Here is a 25084-nt window from a genome sequence, read left to right as displayed (position 1 = left end):
TTTTGTAGAAGGGCTTTTTTTTGGCTAAAATTTGATGTTTCTGGTTGACCAGATATATGCTAATTAGTAATTAAATCATATAGTTTGATAGCAAATTAGCCTTAATATAATTGTCAACTTTGTTATGCTCAAATAAGTATTTATAACAAGGGAAATCTTAGAATGAACTATAATAAAAAACGTTTTTTAAGTGTCGCTTTGCTTATGGCGTTAAGTGCATGTAATAGTGATAATAATACAAGTGCAGATCTAACACCCACACCTCCTCCGCCAACAACTTCTGTCCCCACATTAATCGCATTTGATGATGATGGTAATTTACAGGCTAAAATTCGTCGTACCACTTACGGTGTTCCCCATATAACAGGAGATAATTTACAAAGTGTTGGTTTCGGCTCTGGCTATGCTTATGCGCAAGACAACCTATGTATTTTGGCGGATCAAATAATTAAAGTGCGCAGCGAAAGATCAAAATATTTTGGCCCAGATAAAGTCGTCGGCTCTGGCGATACTGGAAATATTATTTCAGATTTTGGTCATCATGCTTTAAGAGTGATGGAATCAGCTAAAACACTTTATCCAAATATGTCTGAAAATAGTCGAGCATTAATTGAAGGCTATACCGCAGGTTATAATAAATATTTAGCGGAAACTGGTGTTAATAATTTAGCCCCTCAATGTGCGGGTCAGCCATGGGTTAAACCTATTAGTGCAATTGAGCTTACTGCTTATATGTTTGCCACGTCACAATACGCTAGTGGTGCAAACTCCACTTTTATGCAACTTGCTTTCTTAGCTAATCCTGGCTCATCAGATGAGTATCTCCCTTATGTAGGAATTAACTCTAAAAGTAATGATCAAACAATAAGTCAGGCACAAGCTAAAATTATTAATGATCAAATAACATTAAAAGCCAAGAACTTTAAAGCAGGGGAGTTAGATTTAGGCGATTTAGGATCAAATGGTTGGGGGATTGGTAAAGATAAAACTGAAAATGGGAAAGGAATTGTACTGGCTAATCCACATTTTCCTCATACAGGGCATTTAAGGTTTTATCAGTCTCATGTCACTATACCTGGTGTAATGGATGTTATGGGCGGTGCTTTACAGGGATTTCCAGTACAAAATATCGGCTTTAATCAACACTTAGGTTGGACACATACGGTTTCGAAATCTCGTCGCTTTGTTGTTTATAAACTGGACTTACTCGATGATGATGCCCTGAAGTATACTGTTGATGGAGAAACGAAAAATTTAACTAAAAATACATATTTTGTTGAAGTTAATGCCGGAGGCGGAAGTTCGGTATTGCTATCAAAAGATTATTATTACTCACACCACGGATTGATGATTGAAACACCACCAAGTAACGGAATGGCGTGGTCAACAAGTAATGCCTTTACGTTACGTGACTCTGCTCAAGAAAATATGGATATGATTGACCATTGGTTAGCAATGAATTTAGCGACAAATTTAGAGGAATTTCAACAAGCCTTTAAAGATTATGATGGTATTCCATGGGTAAATACTATGTATGCAGATGATCAAGGCAATGCCTTTTATATTGATAAATCGCGCGTACATAACTTAAATGATACAGCGCTAGATTTAATGCGCACTGACCCTGTCCTTATTGGTACAAGACAAGGAGCTGGGTTTGATATTTTACCTGGTAACACCTCATTGTTTGAACCTGATGGATTAAATAGCTATGAGCAAGCGCCAAAATTGTTAAATAGTGATTACGTGCAAAACTCTAATGACAGTTATTGGTTTACAAATGCATCGACTCCTATGTCAAATTATTCAATTCTCTATGGAGACGATTTAAGTCCACTTAGTCTAAGAACCCGAATGGGGTTGAAATTATTAAGTGATAGTGCTGGAGAAGATAATAAATTCAGTGCAGCAGAAGTAGAATCGGCTTTAGTCAATAACAGAGCCTATCTTGGAGAGGCTGTTCTGTCTGATTTATTATCTCAGTGTGAAGTGCAGGGTACTACACCCGTTACTTTAGATAATGGTGTTAGTGTAGATATATCATTAGGTTGTACAGCACTAGCTAAATGGGACATGCGTTTTAATAAAGACAGTAAAGCTGCACACCTATTTAGAGAATTTGCTTTTAAATTTAGACAAGGCCAACACTTTATGACGCCATTTGATGTTGAAAATGCAGCATCAACACCGAATACCTTAGTTAACGATGGCAGCGCTTTAAAAGCGTTGGCTGCTGCAATTAAAAATGTACAAGCTTCTGGGTTTGCACTTGATGCAATGTTAGGTGATATTCAATTTACCGAAAAAACAATGCCTGATGGTACTGCTAGTGGTGAACGATTCCCTTGGGCAGGTTCTAAACACCAAGAAGGGGGCTTTAATGTCTTTTCTTCTGCTGTATCAGACGATACTTTATACCCTATTCATCAGTATACTCCGGTGAGTGATGTAGAAAGCTCAAATGCTTTAAGCTCAGGGTTAACTACCGATGGCTACCATCTTAATTACGGTTCTAGCTGGATGTTTGTTGTTAACTTTACCGATAACGGGCCAAGTGCACGCGGGTTATTAAGTTACTCACAATCGTCTAATACTGACTCTGTTCATATCGATGATCAAAATCGATATTATTCAGAAACATCTGTACTTCGCCCGATATTATTTAGCGAAGCTGATATTGGCAATAATATTATTAGTGAAATGGAAATCAGTTCGAAATAGCTGTTTGAATTGTTGTTAAAGCCTTTAGTGAAAACTAAAGGCTTTTTTTATGGATATTTATCCCCATATCTTTATCATTCGTCAAATCAATATTATTTTAATGAATGTTATCTCAGGAGAGAGAGTTTGGAATTTTTGTATGAATATGGCTTATTTCTAGCTAAAGCAATTACATTTGTTGTGGCAGTAATCGCTATTATTGTCGCAATTACTGCGGCAGCGATTAAACAGAAACCTAAAAAAGGTGATCTTGAGATTACAGATCTTTCTGAGCAATTTGAGCAAGTAGAGCATGATATAACTCATGCTTTATTGTCAAAAGAGCAATTAAAAACGAAAGAAAAAGAAGATAAAAAACTAGCTAAAGAAAAAGCCAAAGAAGAAAAAAAATCAGGAAAAAGTGAAGATGATGACAAGCCTCGCTTATTTGTTGTTGATTTTCATGGCAGTATTGATGCTAAGGAAGTGACCTCGTTGCGAGAAGAAATATCGGCTATTTTATCTGTCGCTGATAAAAACGATGAAGTTTTTGTTCGCCTTGAAAGTGGCGGCGGTATGGTTCATGGTTATGGTTTAGCTTCTTCACAGCTAGACAGGGTTAGACAAAATGAGATCCCACTGACCGTATCGGTTGATAAAGTGGCGGCGAGTGGTGGTTATATGATGGCATGTGTTGCCAATAAAATAATTTCAGCCCCTTTTGCTATTTTAGGTTCAATAGGCGTTATTGCTCAAGTTCCGAATTTCCATAAATTGCTAAAGAAAAATGATGTTGATTTTGAACAATTCACTGCTGGAGAATTTAAACGTACAGTAACAATGTTTGGTGAAAATACACCGAAAGGCAAAGAAAAGTTTACCCAAGAGTTGGAAGAAACACATGTATTATTTAAAGATTTTGTCTTAGCGCACAGACCTAGTTTAGATGTAGCTAAGGTGGCAACTGGTGAGCATTGGTTTGGCACAAAAGCATTAGAACTAGGATTAGTGGATACTATTCAAACCAGTGATGATTATCTACAATCAAAAAGTAAATCACATAATATTGTTGCTATTAAATATGCCATGCATAAAACACTTGCAGAAAAGTTTTCTAAAGCGGCGACGTTATCGGTAACTAATGTTTTGGGTAAATTATGGCAAAACAATAGAACATTTCCAAGTTAAGTAAGGTCAGATAAATGCACGCCTCTTTTTGGCATAAATGCTGGGAGCGAAATACTTTAGGCTTTCATCAAGAAGAGGTTCACCCTTTTTTAACTCAATTCTTAGCGCCATTGCTAACAGAAAGTGACCGGCATGTATTTGTCCCTTTGTGTGGTAAATCACTTGATATGTTTTGGTTGGCTAAACGCATGTTGGTTTCGGGGAGCGAATTAAGTGAAATTGCTTGTCGTGACTTTTTTAATGATGCCAATATAACTTATCAAACAAAGCAAATTCTTGATGATAAAGATAATCAACGGAGTGGTAATTTTACTCAATTTTATTTTGACTCAATTACCCTTTGGCAAGGTGACTTTTTAAAACTGACACCTGACCATGTTATTTCAACGAACGGCAAATCTATTGATTGGATATACGATCGCGCTGCACTTATTGCACTTCCTTTAGATATGCAACAAGCTTACGTTAATCATTTGGTCAGTTTCATAGATAAGGGCACGCAGTTATTCCTTATTTCTATCGAGTTCCCTCAAAGCGAAATGTCAGGTCCGCCTTTTTCTATCAATCAGCAGGCTATCGAACAATTATTTTTAACAGCCAATAAATACTGCCAAATAAAACAACTTGCTTCAAGAGAGTTAACCGATAAATACTTTGCACAGCGTAAATTTGATGTGAGTCATCTAGTTGAATGTTTATATTTAATCGATTTAAGCTGATGTAAATTAATTTAAGCTCAAGTAAATGGGTAAAGAGTTGGTAATAAAGGGTGTTAATTAATGTATTAAAAAGGCGCTTACTTTTAAAGTAAGCGCCTTTTTAGTTAAGTTAACACATGTTAAGAAGAGTCGATATTTAGGACCTGTTTATTCACTCTTTAAATGGTGAAAATCAACTTTCTCTAACTCTTTACCAGCGTCTTCATTATTAAAAACATCTTCATCTAATTGATTTTCAGTTTTACCCACAATGATGGTTACCATGGTATCACCTGTTACATTAACAGCAGTTCTTGTCATGTCGAGTATGCGATCTACACCAATGATCAGTCCAATACCTTCAACAGGCAATCCAACCTGATCAAGCACCATCGCAAGCATAATTAGTCCCACACCAGGAACACCTGCAGTGCCGATAGAGGCTAATGTCGCAGTTAAAATAACCATTAAGTAATCAGATAGCGTTAAATCTACATTAAATACCTGAGCGATAAATACAGTCGCAACCCCTTGCATTATAGCGGTACCATCCATATTAATGGTTGCTCCAAGTGGCACGGTAAACGAAGCAATAGAGTTTTTAACTCCCATTTTTTTAGTTGCTGTCTCTAACGTGACTGGGATAGTGGCATTACTACTTGCTGTTGAAAAAGCAAAAAGCGCTGTTGCTTTCATTTTTTTCAAAAACATTACCGGGTTAAGCCCTGTAAAAGTTTTTAAAACTAGTGGATAGGTAATAAAGGCATGAGCCAACAGCGCAGTAAGTACTACTAAAAAGTAAACAATTAAATTACCAAAGGTACTCCATGATAAATCAGTAAATAATGTTGACATTAAACAGAACACACCGTAAGGCGCAAGGTTCATTAAAATAGTAACTAAGCGCATGATCACTTCATTTAGATCTTCAAAAAACGCAGCAACACGTTGGCCAGCTTTACCAGCTAAAACAGTTGAAATACCAAAAAGTAAGGCAAAAACGATTACCTGTAACATATTTCCTTCAGCAAAAGCGGCAAAAGGGTTGCTTGGAAACATTTGAATAAATACTTGAGCAAGTGATGGTGCTTCTCTACTAGCAAACGTAGTATTAGCAGACATGTTTACACCATCTCCAGGGCTTACCAATAAAGCAATAAACATCGCAAAACTAATAGCAATAGCTGTCGTTAATAAGTAAAGAGCAATAGTTTTACCGCCAATACGGCCAAGTTTGGTGGTATCTTGTAAAGAACATGTACCACAAACTAGTGAAACGAAAACTAAGGGCACAACGAGCATTCTTAAACTAGCGACAAAAATTTCGCCACCAATATTAAATATCCCATCGACTAAAAAATTTCGTAATGATAAATCTGCGATGTAAAGAGGGATAACAAGATCAGAACCGTTAGGCATTAACCATTGAAGCAACTGTCCAATAATAAAGCCAGCGACCATACCAATAATGATTCGTGTTGTTAAACTGAATTTCTTGATTGTATTCATATGTCATTCTTTCGTTTGTAAGTTAAGTGTAATTATTACGTGTGATTAGGCAGTAAACATTGAGTAAGTCGATAAAAATTAGTATTTCTTATTTTCGATAATGACTTACTTATTTTAAACCAGAAAAAACTAACCCAATAAGCATGAAAAATCTTTGAATATTGTTTTTTTTTATAGATTAACAATAAATATCGTAATTAAATACCATTCTAAGCAGCTTTTTTACATTAGGTAGTGACCTTTTGGTTTTTTTTCAGTTAAGATGGTGGGAAGTTTAATAATAAAAAGATCATGGAGATACCTGTATGGAACTGCTTCGACGTTTAAGTTTGACCATATTTTTAATGTCATTAATTGCTTGTGGGGGCGGAAGTCTTGAAGGCAGTGATGATAATGGCGGTGGAGACGGTGGCGGTGATGAAACTATCACTACGTTAGCGATGGCAATATCGGATGAAAATGTGAGTGCGGCTTCACCTGTTACAGTTACAGCAACTGTTACACAAGATGATGTAGCTATTTCAGGCTTACTAGTAACATTTACTCTCGATAATGACATGTTAGCTAGTTTTTCACCACAAATTGGCACGGCAATTACTAATAGTGATGGCGTTGCATCAATCACTTTAAGTGCAGGCACTACGGCAGGCGCTGGTACTGTTACCGGTTCTATTACTTCACCTACTTCTGGTGAACTTGCTGCTTATGTTGCATTTACTAGTCAGGGTGATGGAGCTGGCGAAGTTGCTGCTGTTGCCGATATCTCGTTGTTTGGAGATAGTCAGCAATTATCATCAAGTGGCTCTCAAGAAATATCTTTAATCGCTATTACTAAAGATATTAATAACAACCTAATGGAAGGTGTCACGGTTGTTTTCACTGCAGACTCAGGACAAATTGAAGTCACTAAGGCTGTTACAGGCAGTGATGGTAAAGCTTTTGCTACTTTGAAAACAGATAACGCACCTACTAACCGAACGATTACTGTAGATGCAGCAAGCGCACTTGTTTCTGATAGTTTCTCTGTTGATGTTGTTGGTACTTCAATCGCATTAACTGGTTCATCTGCATTAGCCATTGGAGAAAGTAATAGCTTTATCGTTAAAGTATTGAACTCGGATGGAGTAGGTATTGGTAACACTCTAGTGAACCTTTCACTTAGTGATACGTCAACTGGCGTGGCTGCTATTACCATTCCTGAAAGTGTAGTTACAGATACTGATGGCCAAGCTACTATTACTGTTGTTGGTACGTCTGGAGGTACAAATACAATCTTGGCTTCGACTTTAGGAGCACAAGCGAGTAGAGATGTATCTGTACAAACAGACTCTTATTTGTTTACAGCACTCGATGATGGCAATGGAAATATTATTGTTAATCCATCTACCCAATCAACAGCTCCTGAAGTCTTGTTATCTAAAACGGCAACAATCACTTTAACTTGGACTCGTGCTTCACAATCTGTTGCTGATGGTACATTAGTAGAGTTTACTACTACGCGTGGTTCGTTAAATGTTGCTAATGCACAAACTGTTAACGGAGTGGTTTCAGTTGATGTTACTTCTGATGATGCAGGTAAAGCGTTAATTACTTTTACGGGCACAGATGGCGATGTTGTTTTAAATAATCAAATTGAAATTGAATTTGTAGCTGAAACTGTAGGCACGATTGCAGCACAAGCGTCTCCTGCATCAGTTGGTCCTGATGGACAAACATCAACTATTTCTGTTGTTGTTAAAGATGAAAATGGTAATTTAGTAAAAAACAAAATGATCGACTTTACTTTAACTGATACCAATGGTGGTACTATCTTCCCAGCAAGTGGGCAAACTGATAGTAATGGTGCAACTTCAACGGTATATACCTCAAAAGGTATTTCAGCTAAAGATGGTGTTTCAATTACCGCGACAGTTAGAGAAAATGATACTAAAAAGGATACAGTTACATTAACAGTATCTAATCGTGAATTATTTATATCTTTAGGTACAGGTAATACTATCATTCAGCATAACGATACAACCTATAATAAAAGATATACCGTTTTCGTAACTGATGTAGATTCAAACCCCGTTGAAAATGTTGATGTAACAGTTTCTGCAATTCCTTATCAATTCAGTAAAGGACGTTGGACTAAAACTTATGATGAAGCTGGTGAGTTTAAAGCTTGGGTAGCTCTTCATGAAGATGGTTTTTCTTCTATGATAACCTGTCCAAATGAAGATCTTAATCTTGACGGTGTTTTAGATTCTTTCGATGATGGAACAAGTGAAGATACGAATAATAATGGTATGCTAACCCCTGGCAACGTAGTTGCTGCAGCTGGTGAAGTCACTACTGATGTAAATGGTTTAGCAGAAATTGATATTCTATACGCAGAAAGTTACGCACACTTTGTTGATGTTAAGCTAATTTTTTCAGCAAGAGTAAATGGCACTGAAAGTGCGGCGAGCACTATATTTACCCTTCCAGTATTATCAGCTGATGTGATTAAAGAAGATACAACACCTGCAACTATTGGCTTAGGTACAAATGGGCCTTTTGGTAAAACAGCAGACTGTACAACGACTGATTAGCTTGTTTAGTTAATAAAAAAAACCGCTTTTAAAGCGGTTTTTTTATGTCTTAATTTTATGTGAAAATATAATAAAATTACCGTTATATTTTCGTATGCTAGTTGAAAATTAAGCTGTTTAAAAAAGTTACTTATTCATTTCACCAATTAAAAAGGCAGAAATTTCACCACCAACCTTTAATGTTTTTTCTTGAGCGGCAATGCCTAAGCCTGAGCTATCGGTAAAAGGAGCTATTTCCATCATGTCAGCGCCAGTAATAGGGTACTTGGTAGCTAAAGCCCGTAAGATACTCATTGCTTCTTCTGGCATGATACCATCAGGCTCAGGGGTTCCTGTTGCCGACGCAAAGCTATCGTCTATTGCATCGATGTCAAAACTGACATAAAGCTCGTCAATATTCTCAGTGTCCAATTGGGCCATTATATTTTCAATTGTTGCTTCAACACCTTGTTCTTTAATTTCATTCGCCCAATGTTGTTTTACGCCAAAGGTTTCTTCCCAGTGTGATTTAGGTCTGCCACTTGAGCGAATACCTACTTGGATTAAATGATGTGGTTGATGTAAATCTTCTAAAATATGAGTACACCAAGAACCAAAACATAAATCGATGCCTAAACGCTCAACGAGTAAGTCAGTATGTGCGTCAAAATGGATAATTGCAGCGCGTATGCCTTGTTGCTTTTTCGCTTGTAAATAAGCTTTAGTTAATGGGTAGCTAACACTATGATCACCACCTAAACCAAAGATGCCTTTATTAGGAAACGTTTGATAAAAATCATGTAATACATCTTCTGTGATAGTTAATGGGCTAACAGCGAATTTACTTTGTTCATCTTGATATAGTGCCTTACGACAGTTCGATAATGTAGCTTCATTTAAATACTTATCGGCAAGTAAATGAGGGATAACTCGTACATCGCCTAAGTCGAAAGCTGTCAATTCTGGGTATTGTTCTAATAACGTTGAACGAATAAATAATGGTCCCCAGTTTGCTCCTCTTAAAATTCCACCACCGCAATCTGAAGCAATACCTAAAATAACAGCTTTAGAGCTATCTGGTAGGTTTTTTAATGATTGTTTCCATAAGTTATCAACATCGATTGATTGTCCAAATATCGCTTGATGAAGGCGCTCTTTACGCTCTTTTGCAGTATTAACTGTAAAAACACCGTTTCCAGGAGGGCATAAGCAATTTTCTAGTTTATTCTGTAAATGTGACCATGAAGTGTCCATAAATAATCTCTTGTTGTTTATTTATCGGGTATTCGCAGTTAAGGTATTAATAAACGATTCAGTTTAATAACTGCGAGTTTTTGAATTTATTGAATTTTTACTGGTGACAATTCGGTTAAAATAAAATAATAATCAAGTAAATTTATCTCGCTTTTAATAGCCAAATAATAAAATGTCATTATTTTATTATGAATCACCTCTTATGTTTTCATGCAAAGTCTATTATGATTGCGCCAGAAACGTGGTTTATTATAGCTAAAAGAGCTAATTAGGTGAATCCCGTATAAAGAATATAAAAATAATTACTTGTTACTTTGCATATTTATCGATATATCTACTAATAGTTATGCATCGTTTTTATTAAAAAGATTAATTTATCTTTACAGGTATGCCATGACAGTTAAAGAAAGCTCGCTGCTTCTTTTATGGATACTTATAAATTCTACTTATGAATAAATAGACTGAAAATAATTTGTCTATTTTGCAGGAAACTTAAAATATATGGCAAAATCATTAGTTATTGTCGAGTCGCCAGCCAAAGCGAAAACAATAAATAAATATTTGGGTAAAGATTTCATCGTTAAATCAAGCGTGGGTCATATCCGTGATCTACCTCATAGCAGTACGGGGAAAAAAGCAGCAACTAAGTCACCTGCTGAAGTACGAAAAATGACTCCTGCAGCTAAAGCCAAATATAAAGCTAAACGTGAAAAAGTTGCATTAGTTAATCGAATGGGTATCGATCCTGAAAAAAACTGGGCTGCAAATTATCAAATACTGCCTGGTAAAGAAAAGGTTGTAGCCGAATTACAGAAATTAGCAGACAAAGCTGATATTGTTTATCTCGCAACCGATTTGGATCGCGAGGGAGAGGCGATTGCTTGGCATTTAAAAGAGATTATAGGTGGTGAAGACGAGAAGTTTCGCCGCGTAGTCTTTAACGAAATTACAGAAAGCTCAATTCAACAAGCATTTGCTACACCGGGTGAGTTAAGTATGCCTGGCGTTAATGCTCAACAAGCAAGACGATTTTTAGACCGTGTTGTTGGCTTTATGGTGAGTCCATTATTATGGAAGAAGGTTGCCAGAGGATTATCAGCAGGGCGGGTTCAGTCAGTTGCGGTAAAGCTTGTTGTTGAACGTGAACGAGAAATTAAAGCGTTTGACCCACAAGAATTTTGGGAAGTGGTGGCTGATACCACTGCTGAAAATAAGCAAGCGTTACAGTTAGACGTAACGCATCAAAGTGGTAAGGCGTTTAAACCAACCAATGAAACAGACACCAATAAAGCGTTAATTGTTTTAGAGAAAGCTGATTTTGCCGTAAAAAAACGAGAAGACAGACCTTCTAAAAGTACACCATCAGCTCCTTTTATTACTTCAACTTTACAACAAGCAGCAAGTACTAAGCTAGGTTATGGTGTTAAACGCACCATGGGGCTTGCGCAACGTTTATATGAAGCGGGTCATATCACTTATATGCGTACCGATTCAACGAACTTAAGTAAAGATGCAATTGAAATGTGTCGCAGTTATGTTGCTGACACCTATGGTGAAAATTACTTGCCTGAAAAAGCAAAGACTTATGGCTCTAAAGCTGGGGCTCAAGAGGCGCATGAAGCCATAAGACCTTCGAACGTTAAGTTAGAATCAGCATTGATGACAGATATGGACGCTGATTGTAAAAAGCTATATGACCTAATTTGGCGTCAATTTGTTGCTTGTCAAATGACAGCAGCACGATACACCGTAAGTACTTTAACCGTCGGTGCTTCAGACTTTGATTTAAAAGCCAAAGGCCGTGTTATGCAGTTTGATGGTTGGACAAAAGTACACCCTCAATTAGCTAAAGGCGATGATAAACATCTGCCTGATTTAGCTGTTGGCGATAAATTAACGCTAGACTTACTAACACCGACTCAACATTTTACCAAGCCACCAGCACGTTTTGGTGAAGCTTCGTTAGTAAAAGAATTAGAAAAACGTGGTATCGGTCGTCCTTCAACCTATGCCTCTATTATTTCAACTATTCAAGATCGAGGTTATGCCCGTTTAGAGAAGAAGCGTTTTTATGCTGAAAAAATGGGTGAAATAGTGACAGACTCGTTGTCAATGAGCTTCAAAAAGCTAATGAGTTTTGATTTTACTGCCAACATGGAGCAAGAGCTTGATGAGATTGCTGGCGGAACAGCTGATTGGAAAGCTGTATTAGACGAGTTTTATACGAATTTTATTGAACAACTCACTATAGCAGACAAGCCAGTTGAAGACGGTGGTATGCGTAATAATGAACCTATCCTAACAGACATTGATTGCCCAACATGTAGTCGTAAAATGGGCATTAGAACGGCTTCTACCGGTGTGTTCTTAGGTTGTTCAGGCTACTCTTTACCGCCTAAGGAGCGTTGTACAACAACGATGAACTTAACTCCTGGTGAAGAAGCGGTAAGTGTATTAGCTGAAGATGCCGAAACAGAAGCATTAAGAGCAATGCACCGTTGTGATAAATGTGGCACAGCAATGGACAGTTACTTAATAGACGAAACACGCAAGTTGCACGTTTGTGGCAATAACCCAGTTTGTGATGGCATAGAGTTAGAGAAAGGCACTTTTAAAATTAAAGGCTATGACGGCCCTATTTTAGAGTGTGATCGTTGTCAGTCAGAAATGGAATTAAAGTCAGGTCGTTTTGGCAAATACTTTGATTGTACTAATGACGAGTGTAAAAATACTCGTAAGCTCTTGGCCAATGGTGAAGCTGCGCCGCCAAAAGAAGATCCTGTTCAGTTACCTGAATTACCTTGTGAAAAATCCGATGCCCATTTTGTTTTAAGAGATGGCGCTGCGGGTATCTTTTTAGCCGCCAACACTTTCCCTCGCTCCAGAGAAACACGTGCGCCTAAAGTTGCAGAACTGCAACAATTTAGAGATCGAATTTCATCTAAGTTCTACTATTTAGCTGATGCACCTGTGCAAGATCCTGACGGTAACTTAGCAGTAGTTCGCTATAGCCGTAAAACTAAAGAACAATATGTAATGTCTGAAGTTGAAGGTAAAGCAACGGGTTGGAATGCCAAATTTATTGATAATAAATGGGTAGAAGAAATTCCGGTAAAAAAAGCAAAGGCTAAAGCGAAAGCAAAGCCAAAAGCAAAAAAGGCCACTAAACCTAAAAAGACCACTAAAGAAGCGTAATCTTCTGCTTGGTATGCTTAAAACAAAAAACGTTCATGATGAACGTTTTTTTATGTCTTTAATTTGAGTTAACTTGAGTGTTATAAACCTTCTAATTCATCAATAACTTTTCGCGCTTCTGCTATGGTACAGTCAGTTTTGATTACTAATTCATTTATGGTTATACCTGAGTTTCTTTTTGCTATATCCATAATTTCTTCATAACTCAAATGTTCATTTTGCTGACGAAGTAACTTTGAAACCCATAACCAACTTGGCTCGTCAGCACTTTCTATTAATTGTACAACGTCAATTATCTTATGGCGTTCAATTTTAAGCTGCCAATTCCTTGAGCGACCAATTCGATGTAAGTCTCCTCCTTGGCTTCGGATATGCGCTTTAATTGCGTAAGCTTTCATTACACGGCGTAAAAAGGAAGGAAGGTTAATAATAGCGAGTTTAGACACAATAATTGTAGTTTAAAGTTTAAATAAAACAGCCAGCTTAGTGCTGGCTGACGTTAAATAAAAGCAAATTTAATTTACCATTTTTTCTTAGGTTGAAATAACAAATCTAAATCATCTTCAGCGTCTTTCGCTTTTTTAGCGGCATCTTTAGCATTGGTGTTTTTTAACGCATCGGTTATCTCTTCAAGTTTATTACTGAGCTCTTCTTGTTTCATCGTGATATATTCGCTTTTAATCGGATGACTCGACAAGGTTTGTAAAGCTTTTTCAAAATATTGGCGAGCAGAGCCTAGCATTTCTTTGTTATATGCTTGCATACCACGCTTGGCTAAACTTTCAATATTGATTCTTAATTGCATCGCATCAAGACGTTGATCTTGCTTCATAAAGGTAGCTGCATCTAAAATGCCTTTAGATTGTTCTGATTTTAAAATTGCTCTTAATTTTTTTATACACTGAAGAATTGCAATTAATTGCTGTTCGTTATCAGGAAGAATAAAAACCTCTTCAGAAACACTTTGATTTTGAGCTAGTTCAACTGAAGCTTTTAAACGAGCGTCTAGCTCTTGAACACGCTTTTTAATGTTCTTAGCCTCGGGCATTAACTTTTGCATTGTTTTAGCGGCATTTAAACTGCGACGGTTTAATACTTCGATAATACCGGGGTTAGGTGGTAAGTGCGTTAAATTTAAGATGATTTCTTCAGTTTCATCAATTATCGCTTTCTGTTTTGCAACTTGTACACGCTTTTCAGCTTCTAATTTTTCTTTATGTTGCTGCATCACATTTACAACGACAACAAAAACAATTAGGGCAATGATTAAACCAACTATAATAGCGATCATGTTTAATACTCATTATTTTAAATAAATCAAACGACTGTTAGCAGTCTACAAAAAATGCTCTGCTAAGCATAGTGATAAACTCTCTAATCTTAATAAATATAACTGAAAAAAGACCTGTTCACATATTTTGATAAAAATAAAGTTGTAAACTTGAATTTTTTTTGTAAAAAAATCGTTAATTGTTGACTTTTATTTACAAAAGTAAAAAATTATATGGAATAAATGTTCAATTAAGTATATATTTTTGGAATAAGAAAATATTAGAAATTAAACTATGAAACTGCAACAACTTCGTTATATTGTTGAGGTCCTCAACAATAATTTAAATGTCTCTGCTACGGCAGAAAGCTTATTTACTTCTCAACCAGGAATTAGCAAGCAGGTTAGAATGCTTGAAGATGAACTGGGAATTCAAATCTTTGGCCGAAGCGGCAAACATCTTACCCACGTAACTTCTGCAGGTAATGAAGTGATTAATATCGCGACGCAGATATTATCGAAAGTCGAAGCCGTTAAAGCGGTTGCCAGAGAGCACACTCAACCTGATGAAGGTAAGTTACGCATTGCGACCACGCATACACAGGCTCGTTATGCACTGCCAGAGGTTATTCAAGGCTTTATTAAAAAGTATTCGAAGGTCTCCTTACACATGTCTCAAGGTACGCCAGCACAAATTAGTGCGGCAGCCTCTAAAGGTGATGCAGACTTTGCTATTGCGACAGAATCACTCCATTTGTATAACGATTTAATTATGCTGCCTTGCTATCATTGGAATCGTAGTATTATTGTTCGTCCAGATCATCCGTTAGCGAAAAAGCGTGATAGTTTAACAATTGAGGATATTGCTAAATATTCATTAGTGACTTACGTTTTTGGTTTTACTGGACGTTCTGAGCTTGATCGGGCATTCGATAGTGCCGGTTTAGAGCCTAAAATTGCCTTTACTGCTACAGATGCTGATGTAATAAAAACCTATGTACGATTAGGTGTCGGCATTGGTGTGATTGCTACAATGGCAGTGGATCAAAAAATTGATAGTGATTTAGTCGTATTAGACGCTAGTCATTTATTTAAGTCGAGCACCACAAAAATAGGCTTTAGACGAGGCACATTTTTACGTGGTTATATGTTTGATTTTATAGAACGTTTTGCGCCACATTTAAATAAAGATGTAGTTACTAAAGCGATGTTATTAAAAAATAATACTGAAATAGATGCATTCTTAGCGGATATTAAATTACCGACGCGATAATCATGATTCTCAATTTTCATGATGGGATGAAGCTGACAATTAACTGTCAGCTTTTTTATTACCTGCTATTTATCTAGTTAATCAGATTAACATTCAATAATATTTACAGCTAAACCACCACGCGATGTTTCTTTGTATTTAGTTTTCATATCGTTGCCTGTTTCCCACATGGTTTTAATCACTTTATCTAGAGAAACCTTTTGAGTACCAGTACCACGCAGTGCAAGTCTTGATGCGTTAATGGCTTTAACTGACCCCATTGCATTTCGCTCAATACAAGGTACTTGAACTAAACCACCAACTGGGTCACATGTTAACCCTAAGTTATGCTCCATACCAATTTCTGCTGCATTTTCTACTTGTTTAGGGCTACCTCCCATTATTTCAGTTAATGCACCAGCAGCCATTGAACAGGCAACCCCCACTTCACCTTGGCAGCCCACTTCTGCGCCAGAGATTGATGCATTGGTTTTATATAAAATGCCAATAGCAGCGGCCGTTAATAAATAGCGAATACAGTCTTCGTCTGATACTGGTTTAACAAACTTATCGTAATAACATAAAACGGCAGGAAGTATTCCCGCAGCACCATTGGTCGGGGCCGTAACAACTCGGCTACCTGCTGCATTTTCTTCGTTAACAGCCATAGCAAATAAGTTTACCCAATCCATAGCAGTTAACGGGTCGTTATCATTTTTAACACTCAACGAACGATGAAGTGCAGGCGCTCGACGCATAACTTTCAAACCTCCTGGCAAAATACCTTCCGTTGCGATACCTCGGTCAACACTTGCTCGCATTGCTTGCCAAATTTTCACCAGTTTTTCCCTAATGGTCGCTTCATCATTTAAGCATTTTTCATTATTCATCATAATGGTGCTAATACTTAAACCGTGATGTTCGGCTTCTTTTAGTAACTCATCTGCAGTGGAGAATAGGTGAGGGCGCTCAATACTGCTATGCAAAGAAAGTGCCTTATCTTTTTCTTTTTCAAAGTCACTTGCTTCAACAATAAATCCGCCACCTATTGAGTAATAAGTACGTTCTAGTAGTAGCTGATCGTTTTTATAAGCATAAATCGTCATACCATTGGCATGAGCGGGTAGTGTTTTCCTACGATGGTAAATAATGGCATTATCTTTTGGGAAATTAACAATATGAGTTCCAGCTAAAGATATTTTTTGGCTTGCAACGACATCAGCTAAAATTGACTCAATTGAGTCAACAGGAATATTTTCAGGGGTTTCTCCCGATAAACCTAAAATAACGGCTTTACCTGTGCCATGACCTATACCTGTTTGACCTAACGAGCCAAATAACTCTGTTTTAACTCGGTCAACATCATTTAATAAATTTTGCGACACTAACAAGTCAGTAAATAACTTGGCTGCTTTCATCGGCCCAACAGTATGAGAACTAGAGGGTCCAATACCAATGGAAAACATATCAAATACACTAATCATAATTAAAACCTGAATAAATTTTGCTTAAATTGTCAAAAAATAAAATAATCTTCGGTAATGTTAACTTAAAGTTATTAAAATTGCATCAAGTTAAATATTCCATAAAATGGTTGAATAACAATAAATAAGTGTAGAACAATTAAATTGATTCGCTAAGGATATGCGAAGGGGGTTGCATTTTATCTTTGTTGCTAAAGATGTTACTTTTTTCGATAAAGTTTGAACAATAATTAATAGTAATGTGAGCTCATTGTTTTTGTATAAACTCATTTGATTGAGATTTTAAGCTATTACAGTTGCTTATTTGAGCCTTAGTCTAAGTGCGCAATTAAATCTTTGAGCATAGCCGCCGTAGCTCCCCAAATATTATAGTGTTGGTAAGGCATAAAGTGCACTTTATGCTGAATTTCTTTTTGTAGTACATTAACGAAATGATGATTTTTATTATTTAAGAAGTGATGCAAAGGAACTTGAAAAATTTCAGCTACTTCATTGTCATCTAAAATGAAGCTTTGCTCGCAAGGGATAAAAGCAATAATGGGAGTAACAATATAACCACTAATTGTTTGGTAGGGGTGTAATTGGCCAACAATTTCTACATTATTAGGTTTTAAACCAATCTCTTCTTGTGATTCGCGAATGGCGGTACTAATTAAGTTTTTGTCGTAAGGCTCGGCTTTTCCACCTGGAAAACTAATTTGTCCACCGTGGTGTTTTAGGTGTTCAGCGCGTTTAGTTAAAATAATATCAAGCTGTTGAGTATTATCGGATAAGGTTGTCTCTACGATAGGAATAAGCACTGCCGCACTTTTTAAAGTGCGTTGATATTGAAAACTATGAATAGAATCAGTTAAGGAGCGTAGCTGAAAACGATGTAAAAATTCATTTTTAGTCATACATAAGTTCCCTTTACAGCTTACTTAAAACGGGCAGTATTTTTTCTACTTTATCAAAGGTTTCTTGATATTCACTTTCGAGTGTCGAATCAGCCACTAAACCACCACCAGCCCAACAATGTATTGAGTTTTTCTCACATATAAGGGTACGAATAGTAATGCTTGTATCCATATTACCACAAGCGGAAATATAGCCAATAGAGCCACAATAAACGCTACGTCGATTAGGCTCAAGCTCTTCAATAATCTCCATTGCTCTAATTTTAGGCGCTCCAGTAATTGACCCTCCAGGAAAAGCAGCTCGAAGTAAATCAGTATTATTAAATTCGTTTGATAGTTTACCTTCAACCGTACTAACTAAATGGTGAACAGCTGGAAAGCTTTCAATACTAAATAACTCAGGCACAATAACACTGCCTGGTTGACACACTTTGCTGATATCATTTCTAAGCAAATCAACAATCATTACGTTTTCTGCTCTGTCTTTGAGCGAGTTCTTTAGAGTTTGGGCATTTTGTCGATCAATTTGTTCGTTATCACTTCGGGGGATAGTGCCTTTGATCGGTTTACTTTGTACATTTTTATGTTCAACGCTAAGAAAACGCTCTGGCGAAATACTTAAAATAGCAGCATTATCAAAACGCATAAAAGCTGAAAATGGTGCGTTATTGCTTAATCTAAGTGCTTGGTAAGCTTGAAATTCGTCACCAGTATAAGAGGCACTAAAGCGTTGTGCTAAATTTATTTGATAACAATCACCACTGTAAAGATAGTCTTTTACTTGCTCAAATTTTTGCTGATATTGTTGTTTATCAATATTTGACTGCCAAGAATTCGTTAACTTAAAAGCTTCAAGTTCTTCCGTTGGGCTGCTTGCTAATTGCTGCTGTAAAAAAGCGGTTATTTCATGTCTTTTATTGTCAGGGCAAATTAAATAAGCACACTGTTTTTTTTTGTCAAAAACAATCGCTTGATTATAAATTCCGATTGCCATGTCAGGTAAAGATAAGTCGTGTTCAGTTTTTTCAGGCAGTTGTTCAAATCTTCTGCCAAGATCGTAAGAAAGATAACCTAAAGCACCACCTACAAATGGTAGAGATAATTCAGGATCATTTGTTAAATTTTCAATAGATGATTGGCTGAACAATTGAGCTTTGTATTGCTCAACTAAGAGTAGCGGATCGTCTTCGCTAATATGTAATTCATCTTGAGCGTTTTTAATATGTGTTTCTAAACCAAAAGTACAAAGTGTTGTTTCTGGTTGCCAAACTAAAATATCAAAGCGACTATCTATATGCTCACTTTGACAAGAGTCTAACCATATTGACCAAGACATTGATGATAAAGGGGTAAACAAAGTTAAAGGTAAAACCTTGGTGTTACTTTCTGGATCGATTATCGATAAATGATCAATCGTAAGCTTAATAGTATTTTCGTTTGGCAATGTATTCACTTATGTATTCAACGTTTTAGTTGCTTTATCTGCATTTAATCATGTTGATCTGTTTGAAACCGTATTAATCGCACTATTTTACTATCGATAGAACGATATAATCTGGTAGCGATATATCAAGCAAGGTATGATATCGGCAATTTTACAACTTTCCATTATAGTTTGGTATAGTTCGATACTGTTAACTATAGAAAAATTTCAGTTTACGAAAATTAGAGGGCAACCATGGCGATCATTAAACAGCAAGATTTAATAGAAAGTATTGAAGATGCATTGCAATACATTTCTTATTACCACCCAATTGATTTTATTCAAGCATTAGAAAAAGCGTATAACAAGGAACAAAGCACAGCAGCAAAAGATGCTATTGCTCAAATTTTAATTAACTCTCGAATGTCAGCTGAAGGCAAACGTCCTATTTGCCAAGATACTGGTATCGTTACTTGTTTTGTTAAAGTTGGTATGGCGGTTCAGTGGGATAAAACTGACATGACAGTGCAACAAATGGTTGATGAAGGTACACGACGTGCTTATTTAAACCCTGACAACCCGTTGCGTGCTTCTATTGTTGCAGATCCAACAGGCAAACGAGTCAATACTAAAGATAACACACCAGCAGTGGTGCATATTGATTTAGTTGAAGGTAATGAAGTTGAAGTTATGATTGCTGCTAAAGGTGGTGGCAGTGAAAATAAAACTAAAATGGTTATGCTAAACCCGAGCGACTCGATTGCTGACTGGGTAGTAAAAACCTTACCAACAATGGGGGCGGGCTGGTGTCCTCCTGGCATGTTAGGTATAGGTGTTGGTGGTACGGCTGAAAAAGCAGGAGTATTAGCAAAAGAAAGTTTAATGGATCCTGTAAACATTCAAGAGCTTATTGACCGTGGTCCACAAAATGCTGAAGAAGAGTTGCGTCTAGAAATATACGAGCGTGTGAATAAATTAGGTATTGGTGCTCAAGGTTTAGGCGGATTAACGACGGTAGTCGATGTTAAAATTAATAGCTGTCCGACTCATGCAGCATCAAAGCCTGTTGTAATGATCCCAAATTGTGCGGCTACTCGTCATGTACACTTTCATTTAAATGGCTCTGGACCTGCCGATTTAACGCCGCCTAAATTAGAAGAGTGGCCGGAAATCACTTGGGAAGTTGGTGAAAATGTTCGTCGCGTAAATGTAGATGGTTTAACTAAAGCTGATATTAGCGAGTGGAAAACAGGCGAAACCGTTTTATTAAGCGGTAAAATATTAACGGGGCGAGATGCTGCTCACAAGCGTATAGAGCAATTATTAGCCTCTGGTGAAGGTTTGCCAAAAGGGGTGGACTTTAAAAATAAATTTATTTATTACGTCGGCCCAGTTGATGCTGTAGGTAATGAAGCTGTTGGTCCTGCAGGACCTACCACAGCTACTCGTATGGATAAATTCACTAAAATGATGTTAGCTGAAACTGGCTTGTTAGGTACTATTGGTAAAGCTGAGCGTGGTGCTCAAACTGTTCAAACCATTAAAGATCATCAGTCGGTCTATTTAATGGCTGTGGGCGGAGCGGCATATTTAGTGTCAAAAGCAATTAAAAAAGCACGAGTTATAGCTTTTGAAGACATGGGTATGGAAGCTATTTACGAATTTGAAGTTGAAGATATGCCAGTAACTGTTGCTGTTGACAGTAATGGCGAATCTGCACATGTAACAGGTCCTGCTATTTGGCAGGCAAAAATTGAAGAACTAGACGCAAAATTAAAACAATAGCTTACGGACTTTGTATAGTTATTGCTAAAAAAGGTATTTAGATAAGGAGTGGTTACCCATTCCTTATCTAAAGAAGCTCCTCACTTAAGAAGAAGTAAACATGATAAAAAAAATACTTAAAAGCATTGCTTTAATAGCACTCCCTTCTTTATTGTCTGTGAATATTAACGCAGAACAATTTACTGTTGAAACACTCAACAATCTTAATCAACTTCATAACGTGCAATTATCTCCCCAAGGAGATTTTTTAGTATATGGCTTGAAAAAAGGCGCATTATCTAAAAGTAATCACCTATACCTTCAAGAGCTTACAACCGGAAAAGTCCAGCAACTAACCAGTCATAAAAACGCTGAAAGTAATGTCATATTTGCAGCCGATGGGGCTAGTTTATATTTTTTATCGTCACGTAGTGGCTTATCCCAAATTTGGCAGCTCCCTCTCGCAGGTGGTGAGTCAAAGCAAATTACTGATTTACCCATTGACGTAAACGGCTTTAAGGTAAGCGACAATGGTAAAGTTTTTACATTATCTCTTAACGTTAAGCCAGGTTGTAAAACCTTACAATGCACAATTGATGCAAAAGACGCTGATGAGAAAAAGAAGCATCAAGTTCGTGTTTATGATCAATTAATGGTGCGTCATTGGGATGTATGGACGACTGAATATAACGATCATATCTTTATTGCTCAGGCATTAAATGAAGGCATGATAACGAAAGCGACAGATTTAATTCCAGACTGGAAAACTGATATTGCAGGAATTGATCAAGTTGCCATGCACCCAGAAGGTAAGTCGGTTGTATTTTCTGCGAAAGCACCAGCAAAAGATCAGGCGTGGAGCACTAACTTTGATTTATTCGAAGTGGATTTAACCGCTAATTCTACTTACCAAGTCAACAATATAACCCAAGCGAATAAAGCGTGGGATGCAAGCCCTGTATTCTCATCTAATGGGCGTTTTCTTGCTTACAAGGCTATGGCTATACCAGGTTATGAATCAGATAAATATTCAATAAAACTTCGCGATAATGCCAATGGCAAGGTGATGGATATTGCCCATCAATGGGATCGTTCTGTTAAATCATTAATTTTCTCAGATGATAACCGGAGCTTATTTGTAACTGCACAAGATGTTGGTCAGGTGAGTATATTTGAGATCAACCCTGAGTTTGGGGATGTACGTACGGTTTATGATTCGGGTACAGCAGGTGATATTGCAATATCAAAGGATACTCTTTATTTTACTCGTCATAGCTTGAATAGCCCTAAAGATATCTTTTCAATTTCTAAAGACGGTTATGGGTTAAAGCAACTGACTCAAATTAATAAAGAAAAACTGACAGACATTACTTTTAGTGAATTCGAGCAATTTAGCTTTAAAGGTTGGAACAACGAACAAGTGTATGGTTATTGGCTAAAGCCTGCGAACTTTCAACAAGGAAAAACTTACCCAATTGCTTATTTAGTTCATGGCGGTCCACAAGGCAGCTTTGGTAATATGTTTCACTACCGTTGGAATGCACAGTTATGGGCAGCTCAAGGCTATGGGGTAGTTATGGTCGATTTTCATGGCTCGACAGGTTACGGTCAAGAATTTACAGACTCTATTGCCAGAGATTGGGGCGGTAAACCTTTTGAAGATTTACAGAAAGGTTTAGCGTACGCGGTAAAAAGCCAACCTTGGCTAGATGGTGATAATGCTTGTGCACTAGGCGCATCATACGGTGGTTACATGATGAACTGGTTTGCAGGTAATTGGCCTGAGCGCTTTAAATGTATTATTAATCATGCTGGATTATTTGATATGCCTAGTTTTTATCAGTCTACAGAGGAGTTATGGTTTCCTGAGCATGATTTAGGTGGCGCACCATTTAAAACTGACTTCTCAGCTGAAGTGAGTAGCGATTACAGCAAGTTTAATCCATCGGCATTGGTAGATAATTGGCAAACGCCTATGTTAGTGATTCAAGGAGAACTTGATTATCGTGTCCCTTATGCTCAATCTTTAGGGGCATTTACCGCACTACAGCGTAAAGGTATTGATAGTCGATTAGTGATGTTTCCAACAGAAGATCATCATATAAGAAAACCTGATAATTTAGTGGTTTGGTATCAAGAAGTATTTAGTTGGATGAATAAACACCTCGCTAAATAATCTTCAGTTAAAACTTTAACCGACCTTATTAAAAACACGCAAATTAAACGCGTGTTTTTTTATGTGTCTTAGTTTATTAATGTTTATTAATGTTTATTAATGTTTATTTACCGCAATGTTATTGACGGTATGAATATCTATATTAACTGATGTTATATACAGTATTTGTAGACAAGAGTTTTAATAAATGTCACCATTATCTATAGTGAAACTTATACGTGACTAAGATAAAAAATTATGACATTTTCTTTTGCAGATAATACCTTTATAGCATTTTGTGCAATAGGCGCAGTGATTGTACTCTCTTGGTTAACAAGCGTTGTTTTATGGGTAAAAACAAATCGCGTGATTAAAAACCAGCAACAGCTTTTAGCACTGCAGCAAGAGGCGGTAATAAAGCTGGCTTCTACCACGGAGTTAAATGAAAGTACCCAACGTCATCAACAGCAACAACTTACCTTAAACCATCAACATTTAGCACAGCAACAAACGGAGTTGAAAACTTATTTTGAACAGCAAATAGCAGATCTTAGAATAAAGCTGTTAAGACAATTAGGCGAACAAAAAGATCAATTTAATCAACTACAGTTAAGCTCTTTAGAGCAATTAACCACACATTTAAATAAAGCAACACAAGCAAACCGGGAAGAGCTTAGTAAATCTTTACTGGCAAACTCAGAGCAACTTTCTAAGCGAATGAATGAACTGACCTCGACCACCAAGCAAGAATTAACTGACATTAGTAAACAAGTAGAACAACGTTTAAGTGATGGCTTTGATAAAACCACTAAAACTTTTACTGATATTTTAAAACGCTTAGCGTTAATTGATGATGCACAAAAGAAAATAACCGAGCTCTCTTCTAATGTTGTTAGCTTACAAGAGGTTTTAGCGGATAAGCGCTCCCGTGGTGCATTTGGGGAGGTACAATTAAATTCCCTTATTCGCAATGTATTGCCTGAGCAAAGTTTTTCTTTACAACATACTTTGTCTAATGGGAAGGTGGCTGACTGCATGTTGTTTTTGCCAGCACCCACAGGTAATGTTGTAATTGATTCTAAGTTTCCTCTTGAAAGTTATCGAAAAATGGCGGATAACACCCTTGGCGATCACGATAGAAAATCAGCAGAGCGCCAATTTAAGCTTGATATAAAAAAGCACATTAATGATATTAGCGATAAATACTTAATTAACAATGAAACAGCAGATGGCGCTGTTATGTTTATTCCTGCAGAAGCGATATTCGCTGAAATTCATGCGCATCAAAGTGATTTAGTTGATTACGCTAATAAGAAACGAGTTTGGTTGACATCTCCGACTACTCTAATGGCAATTTTAACTACAGCTCGTTCAGTATTGAAAGATGAGGCAACAAGGCAGCAGATCCACATTATTCAAGCGCATTTATCTGATCTTGGTCAAGACTTTAATCGGTTCAAAACCCGATTTGCTAACCTTGCGAAGCATATCGACCAAGCAGCAACAGATGTTAAGCAAATTCATACATCAGCGAATAAAATAACCAATCGTTTTGAAAAAATAGAACAGGTTGAATTAACAGAAAAATCGTCTAAATTGTCTACGAGCAAAGAAGAGTTCGAAACAAATGATGAGCTAAATTTGATAAAATAAGTGCTGTTTAGATAAGTTAAACTAAGTTAAATCGTGCTTTAAAAAGTAAGTCTTGGGGATTTTTACTGCGTAATTGCCTTTAAATGTGGAA

General features: G+C 36.9%; 16 protein-coding genes. 9 read left to right on the top strand and 7 right to left on the bottom strand.

The features are described from left to right. The first annotated feature begins 162 nt into the window (after positions 1-162). The 3 genes from AC27G3_RS09190 (at position 163) to AC27G3_RS09180 (ending at position 4607) form a co-directional block, all read left to right on the top strand. Positions 163-2721: an acylase gene (locus tag AC27G3_RS09190; RefSeq protein WP_487120872.1), complete on the top strand. Its 2559-nt coding sequence runs from the start codon at positions 163-165 to the stop codon at positions 2719-2721. A gap of 126 nt (positions 2722-2847) precedes the next feature. Then, complete coding sequence (gene sohB, locus AC27G3_RS09185) at positions 2848-3888, top strand: protease SohB (protein WP_487120870.1); 1041 nt, start codon at positions 2848-2850, stop codon at positions 3886-3888. A gap of 14 nt (positions 3889-3902) precedes the next feature. Beyond that, on the top strand, positions 3903-4607 hold the full coding sequence (locus tag AC27G3_RS09180) for a class I SAM-dependent methyltransferase (protein ID WP_487120868.1): 705 nt from the start codon (positions 3903-3905) through the stop codon (positions 4605-4607). Positions 4608-4754: 147 nt separating this feature from the next. On the opposite strand, the gene AC27G3_RS09175 is transcribed toward AC27G3_RS09180, so the two are convergent. Beyond that, on the bottom strand, positions 4755-6095 hold the full coding sequence (locus tag AC27G3_RS09175; protein WP_487120866.1) for a dicarboxylate/amino acid:cation symporter: 1341 nt from the start codon (positions 6093-6095) through the stop codon (positions 4755-4757). A 305-nt stretch (positions 6096-6400) separates the two neighbouring features. Between AC27G3_RS09175 and AC27G3_RS09170 the strand changes: the two genes are divergently transcribed. Beyond that, positions 6401-8668 (top strand): Ig-like domain-containing protein, encoded by a 2268-nt coding sequence (locus AC27G3_RS09170; RefSeq protein ID WP_487120864.1) that lies wholly within the window; start codon positions 6401-6403, stop codon positions 8666-8668. 126 nt (positions 8669-8794) lie between these two features. Here the strand turns inward: AC27G3_RS09170 and AC27G3_RS09165 are convergent, their stop codons facing one another. Then, on the bottom strand, positions 8795-9901 hold the full coding sequence (locus AC27G3_RS09165) for an arginase family protein (protein WP_487120862.1): 1107 nt from the start codon (positions 9899-9901) through the stop codon (positions 8795-8797). A 501-nt stretch (positions 9902-10402) separates the two neighbouring features. Between AC27G3_RS09165 and topA the strand changes: the two genes are divergently transcribed. Next, complete coding sequence (gene topA, locus AC27G3_RS09160) at positions 10403-13096, top strand: type I DNA topoisomerase (RefSeq protein WP_487120860.1); 2694 nt, start codon at positions 10403-10405, stop codon at positions 13094-13096. A gap of 80 nt (positions 13097-13176) precedes the next feature. Here topA and AC27G3_RS09155 read toward each other — a convergent pair whose 3' ends face one another. Beyond that, the gene (locus AC27G3_RS09155; RefSeq protein WP_487120859.1) at positions 13177-13542 is read right to left on the bottom strand and encodes a ribosome recycling factor family protein; all 366 of its coding nucleotides are present in this window, start codon (positions 13540-13542) and stop codon (positions 13177-13179) included. Positions 13543-13616: 74 nt separating this feature from the next. After that, entirely contained in the window at positions 13617-14387 is a 771-nt protein-coding gene (locus AC27G3_RS09150) for a hypothetical protein (protein ID WP_487120858.1), read from the bottom strand. Positions 14388-14661: 274 nt separating this feature from the next. Here AC27G3_RS09150 and cysB point away from each other — a divergent pair, with 274 nt between their 5' ends. Further along, positions 14662-15639, top strand: a complete 978-nt coding sequence (gene cysB, locus AC27G3_RS09145) for an HTH-type transcriptional regulator CysB (protein WP_487120856.1) — start codon at positions 14662-14664, stop codon at positions 15637-15639. A gap of 86 nt (positions 15640-15725) precedes the next feature. On the opposite strand, the gene AC27G3_RS09140 is transcribed toward cysB, so the two are convergent. The 3 genes from AC27G3_RS09140 to pabB form a co-directional block, all read right to left on the bottom strand. Further along, positions 15726-17102, bottom strand: a complete 1377-nt coding sequence (locus AC27G3_RS09140) for an L-serine ammonia-lyase (protein WP_487120854.1) — start codon at positions 17100-17102, stop codon at positions 15726-15728. Between the two features lie 311 nt (positions 17103-17413). Then, complete coding sequence (locus AC27G3_RS09135) at positions 17414-17998, bottom strand: CoA pyrophosphatase (RefSeq protein WP_487120853.1); 585 nt, start codon at positions 17996-17998, stop codon at positions 17414-17416. A 13-nt stretch (positions 17999-18011) separates the two neighbouring features. Continuing rightward, entirely contained in the window at positions 18012-19451 is a 1440-nt protein-coding gene (gene pabB, locus AC27G3_RS09130; protein WP_487120851.1) for an aminodeoxychorismate synthase component I, read from the bottom strand. Positions 19452-19676: 225 nt separating this feature from the next. On the opposite strand from pabB, the gene AC27G3_RS09125 reads away from it, so the two are divergent. From AC27G3_RS09125 to AC27G3_RS09115, 3 genes are all read left to right on the top strand, one after another. Further along, entirely contained in the window at positions 19677-21206 is a 1530-nt protein-coding gene (locus AC27G3_RS09125; protein ID WP_487120850.1) for a fumarate hydratase, read from the top strand. Positions 21207-21306: 100 nt separating this feature from the next. Next, positions 21307-23361 (top strand): dipeptidyl-peptidase 5, encoded by a 2055-nt coding sequence (locus AC27G3_RS09120; RefSeq protein WP_487120848.1) that lies wholly within the window; start codon positions 21307-21309, stop codon positions 23359-23361. 237 nt (positions 23362-23598) lie between these two features. Continuing rightward, the gene (locus AC27G3_RS09115; protein WP_487120846.1) at positions 23599-24993 is read left to right on the top strand and encodes a DNA recombination protein RmuC; all 1395 of its coding nucleotides are present in this window, start codon (positions 23599-23601) and stop codon (positions 24991-24993) included. Positions 24994-25084 lie beyond the last annotated feature (91 nt).

Source organism: Colwellia sp. SU-HH01217 (assembly GCF_057543495.1).
The sequence above is the reverse complement of the archived record's forward strand: the minus strand, read 5'-3'. Positions and strand labels throughout refer to the sequence as shown.

Bases quoted from the DNA above. Each gene is read 5' to 3' on its own strand.
- AC27G3_RS09190 (WP_487120872.1), top strand. From the start codon at position 163: ATGAACTATAATAAAAAACGTTTTTTAAGTGTCGCTTTGCTTATGGCG.
- AC27G3_RS09180 (WP_487120868.1), top strand. From the start codon at position 3,903: ATGCACGCCTCTTTTTGGCATAAATGCTGGGAGCGAAATACTTTAGGC.
- AC27G3_RS09175 (WP_487120866.1), bottom strand. From the start codon at position 6,095: ATGAATACAATCAAGAAATTCAGTTTAACAACACGAATCATTATTGGT.
- AC27G3_RS09170 (WP_487120864.1), top strand. From the start codon at position 6,401: ATGGAACTGCTTCGACGTTTAAGTTTGACCATATTTTTAATGTCATTA.
- AC27G3_RS09165 (WP_487120862.1), bottom strand. From the start codon at position 9,901: ATGGACACTTCATGGTCACATTTACAGAATAAACTAGAAAATTGCTTA.
- topA (WP_487120860.1), top strand. From the start codon at position 10,403: ATGGCAAAATCATTAGTTATTGTCGAGTCGCCAGCCAAAGCGAAAACA.
- AC27G3_RS09150 (WP_487120858.1), bottom strand. From the start codon at position 14,387: ATGATCGCTATTATAGTTGGTTTAATCATTGCCCTAATTGTTTTTGTT.
- cysB (WP_487120856.1), top strand. From the start codon at position 14,662: ATGAAACTGCAACAACTTCGTTATATTGTTGAGGTCCTCAACAATAAT.
- AC27G3_RS09140 (WP_487120854.1), bottom strand. From the start codon at position 17,102: ATGATTAGTGTATTTGATATGTTTTCCATTGGTATTGGACCCTCTAGT.
- AC27G3_RS09135 (WP_487120853.1), bottom strand. From the start codon at position 17,998: ATGACTAAAAATGAATTTTTACATCGTTTTCAGCTACGCTCCTTAACT.
- AC27G3_RS09125 (WP_487120850.1), top strand. From the start codon at position 19,677: ATGGCGATCATTAAACAGCAAGATTTAATAGAAAGTATTGAAGATGCA.
- AC27G3_RS09120 (WP_487120848.1), top strand. From the start codon at position 21,307: ATGATAAAAAAAATACTTAAAAGCATTGCTTTAATAGCACTCCCTTCT.
- AC27G3_RS09115 (WP_487120846.1), top strand. From the start codon at position 23,599: ATGACATTTTCTTTTGCAGATAATACCTTTATAGCATTTTGTGCAATA.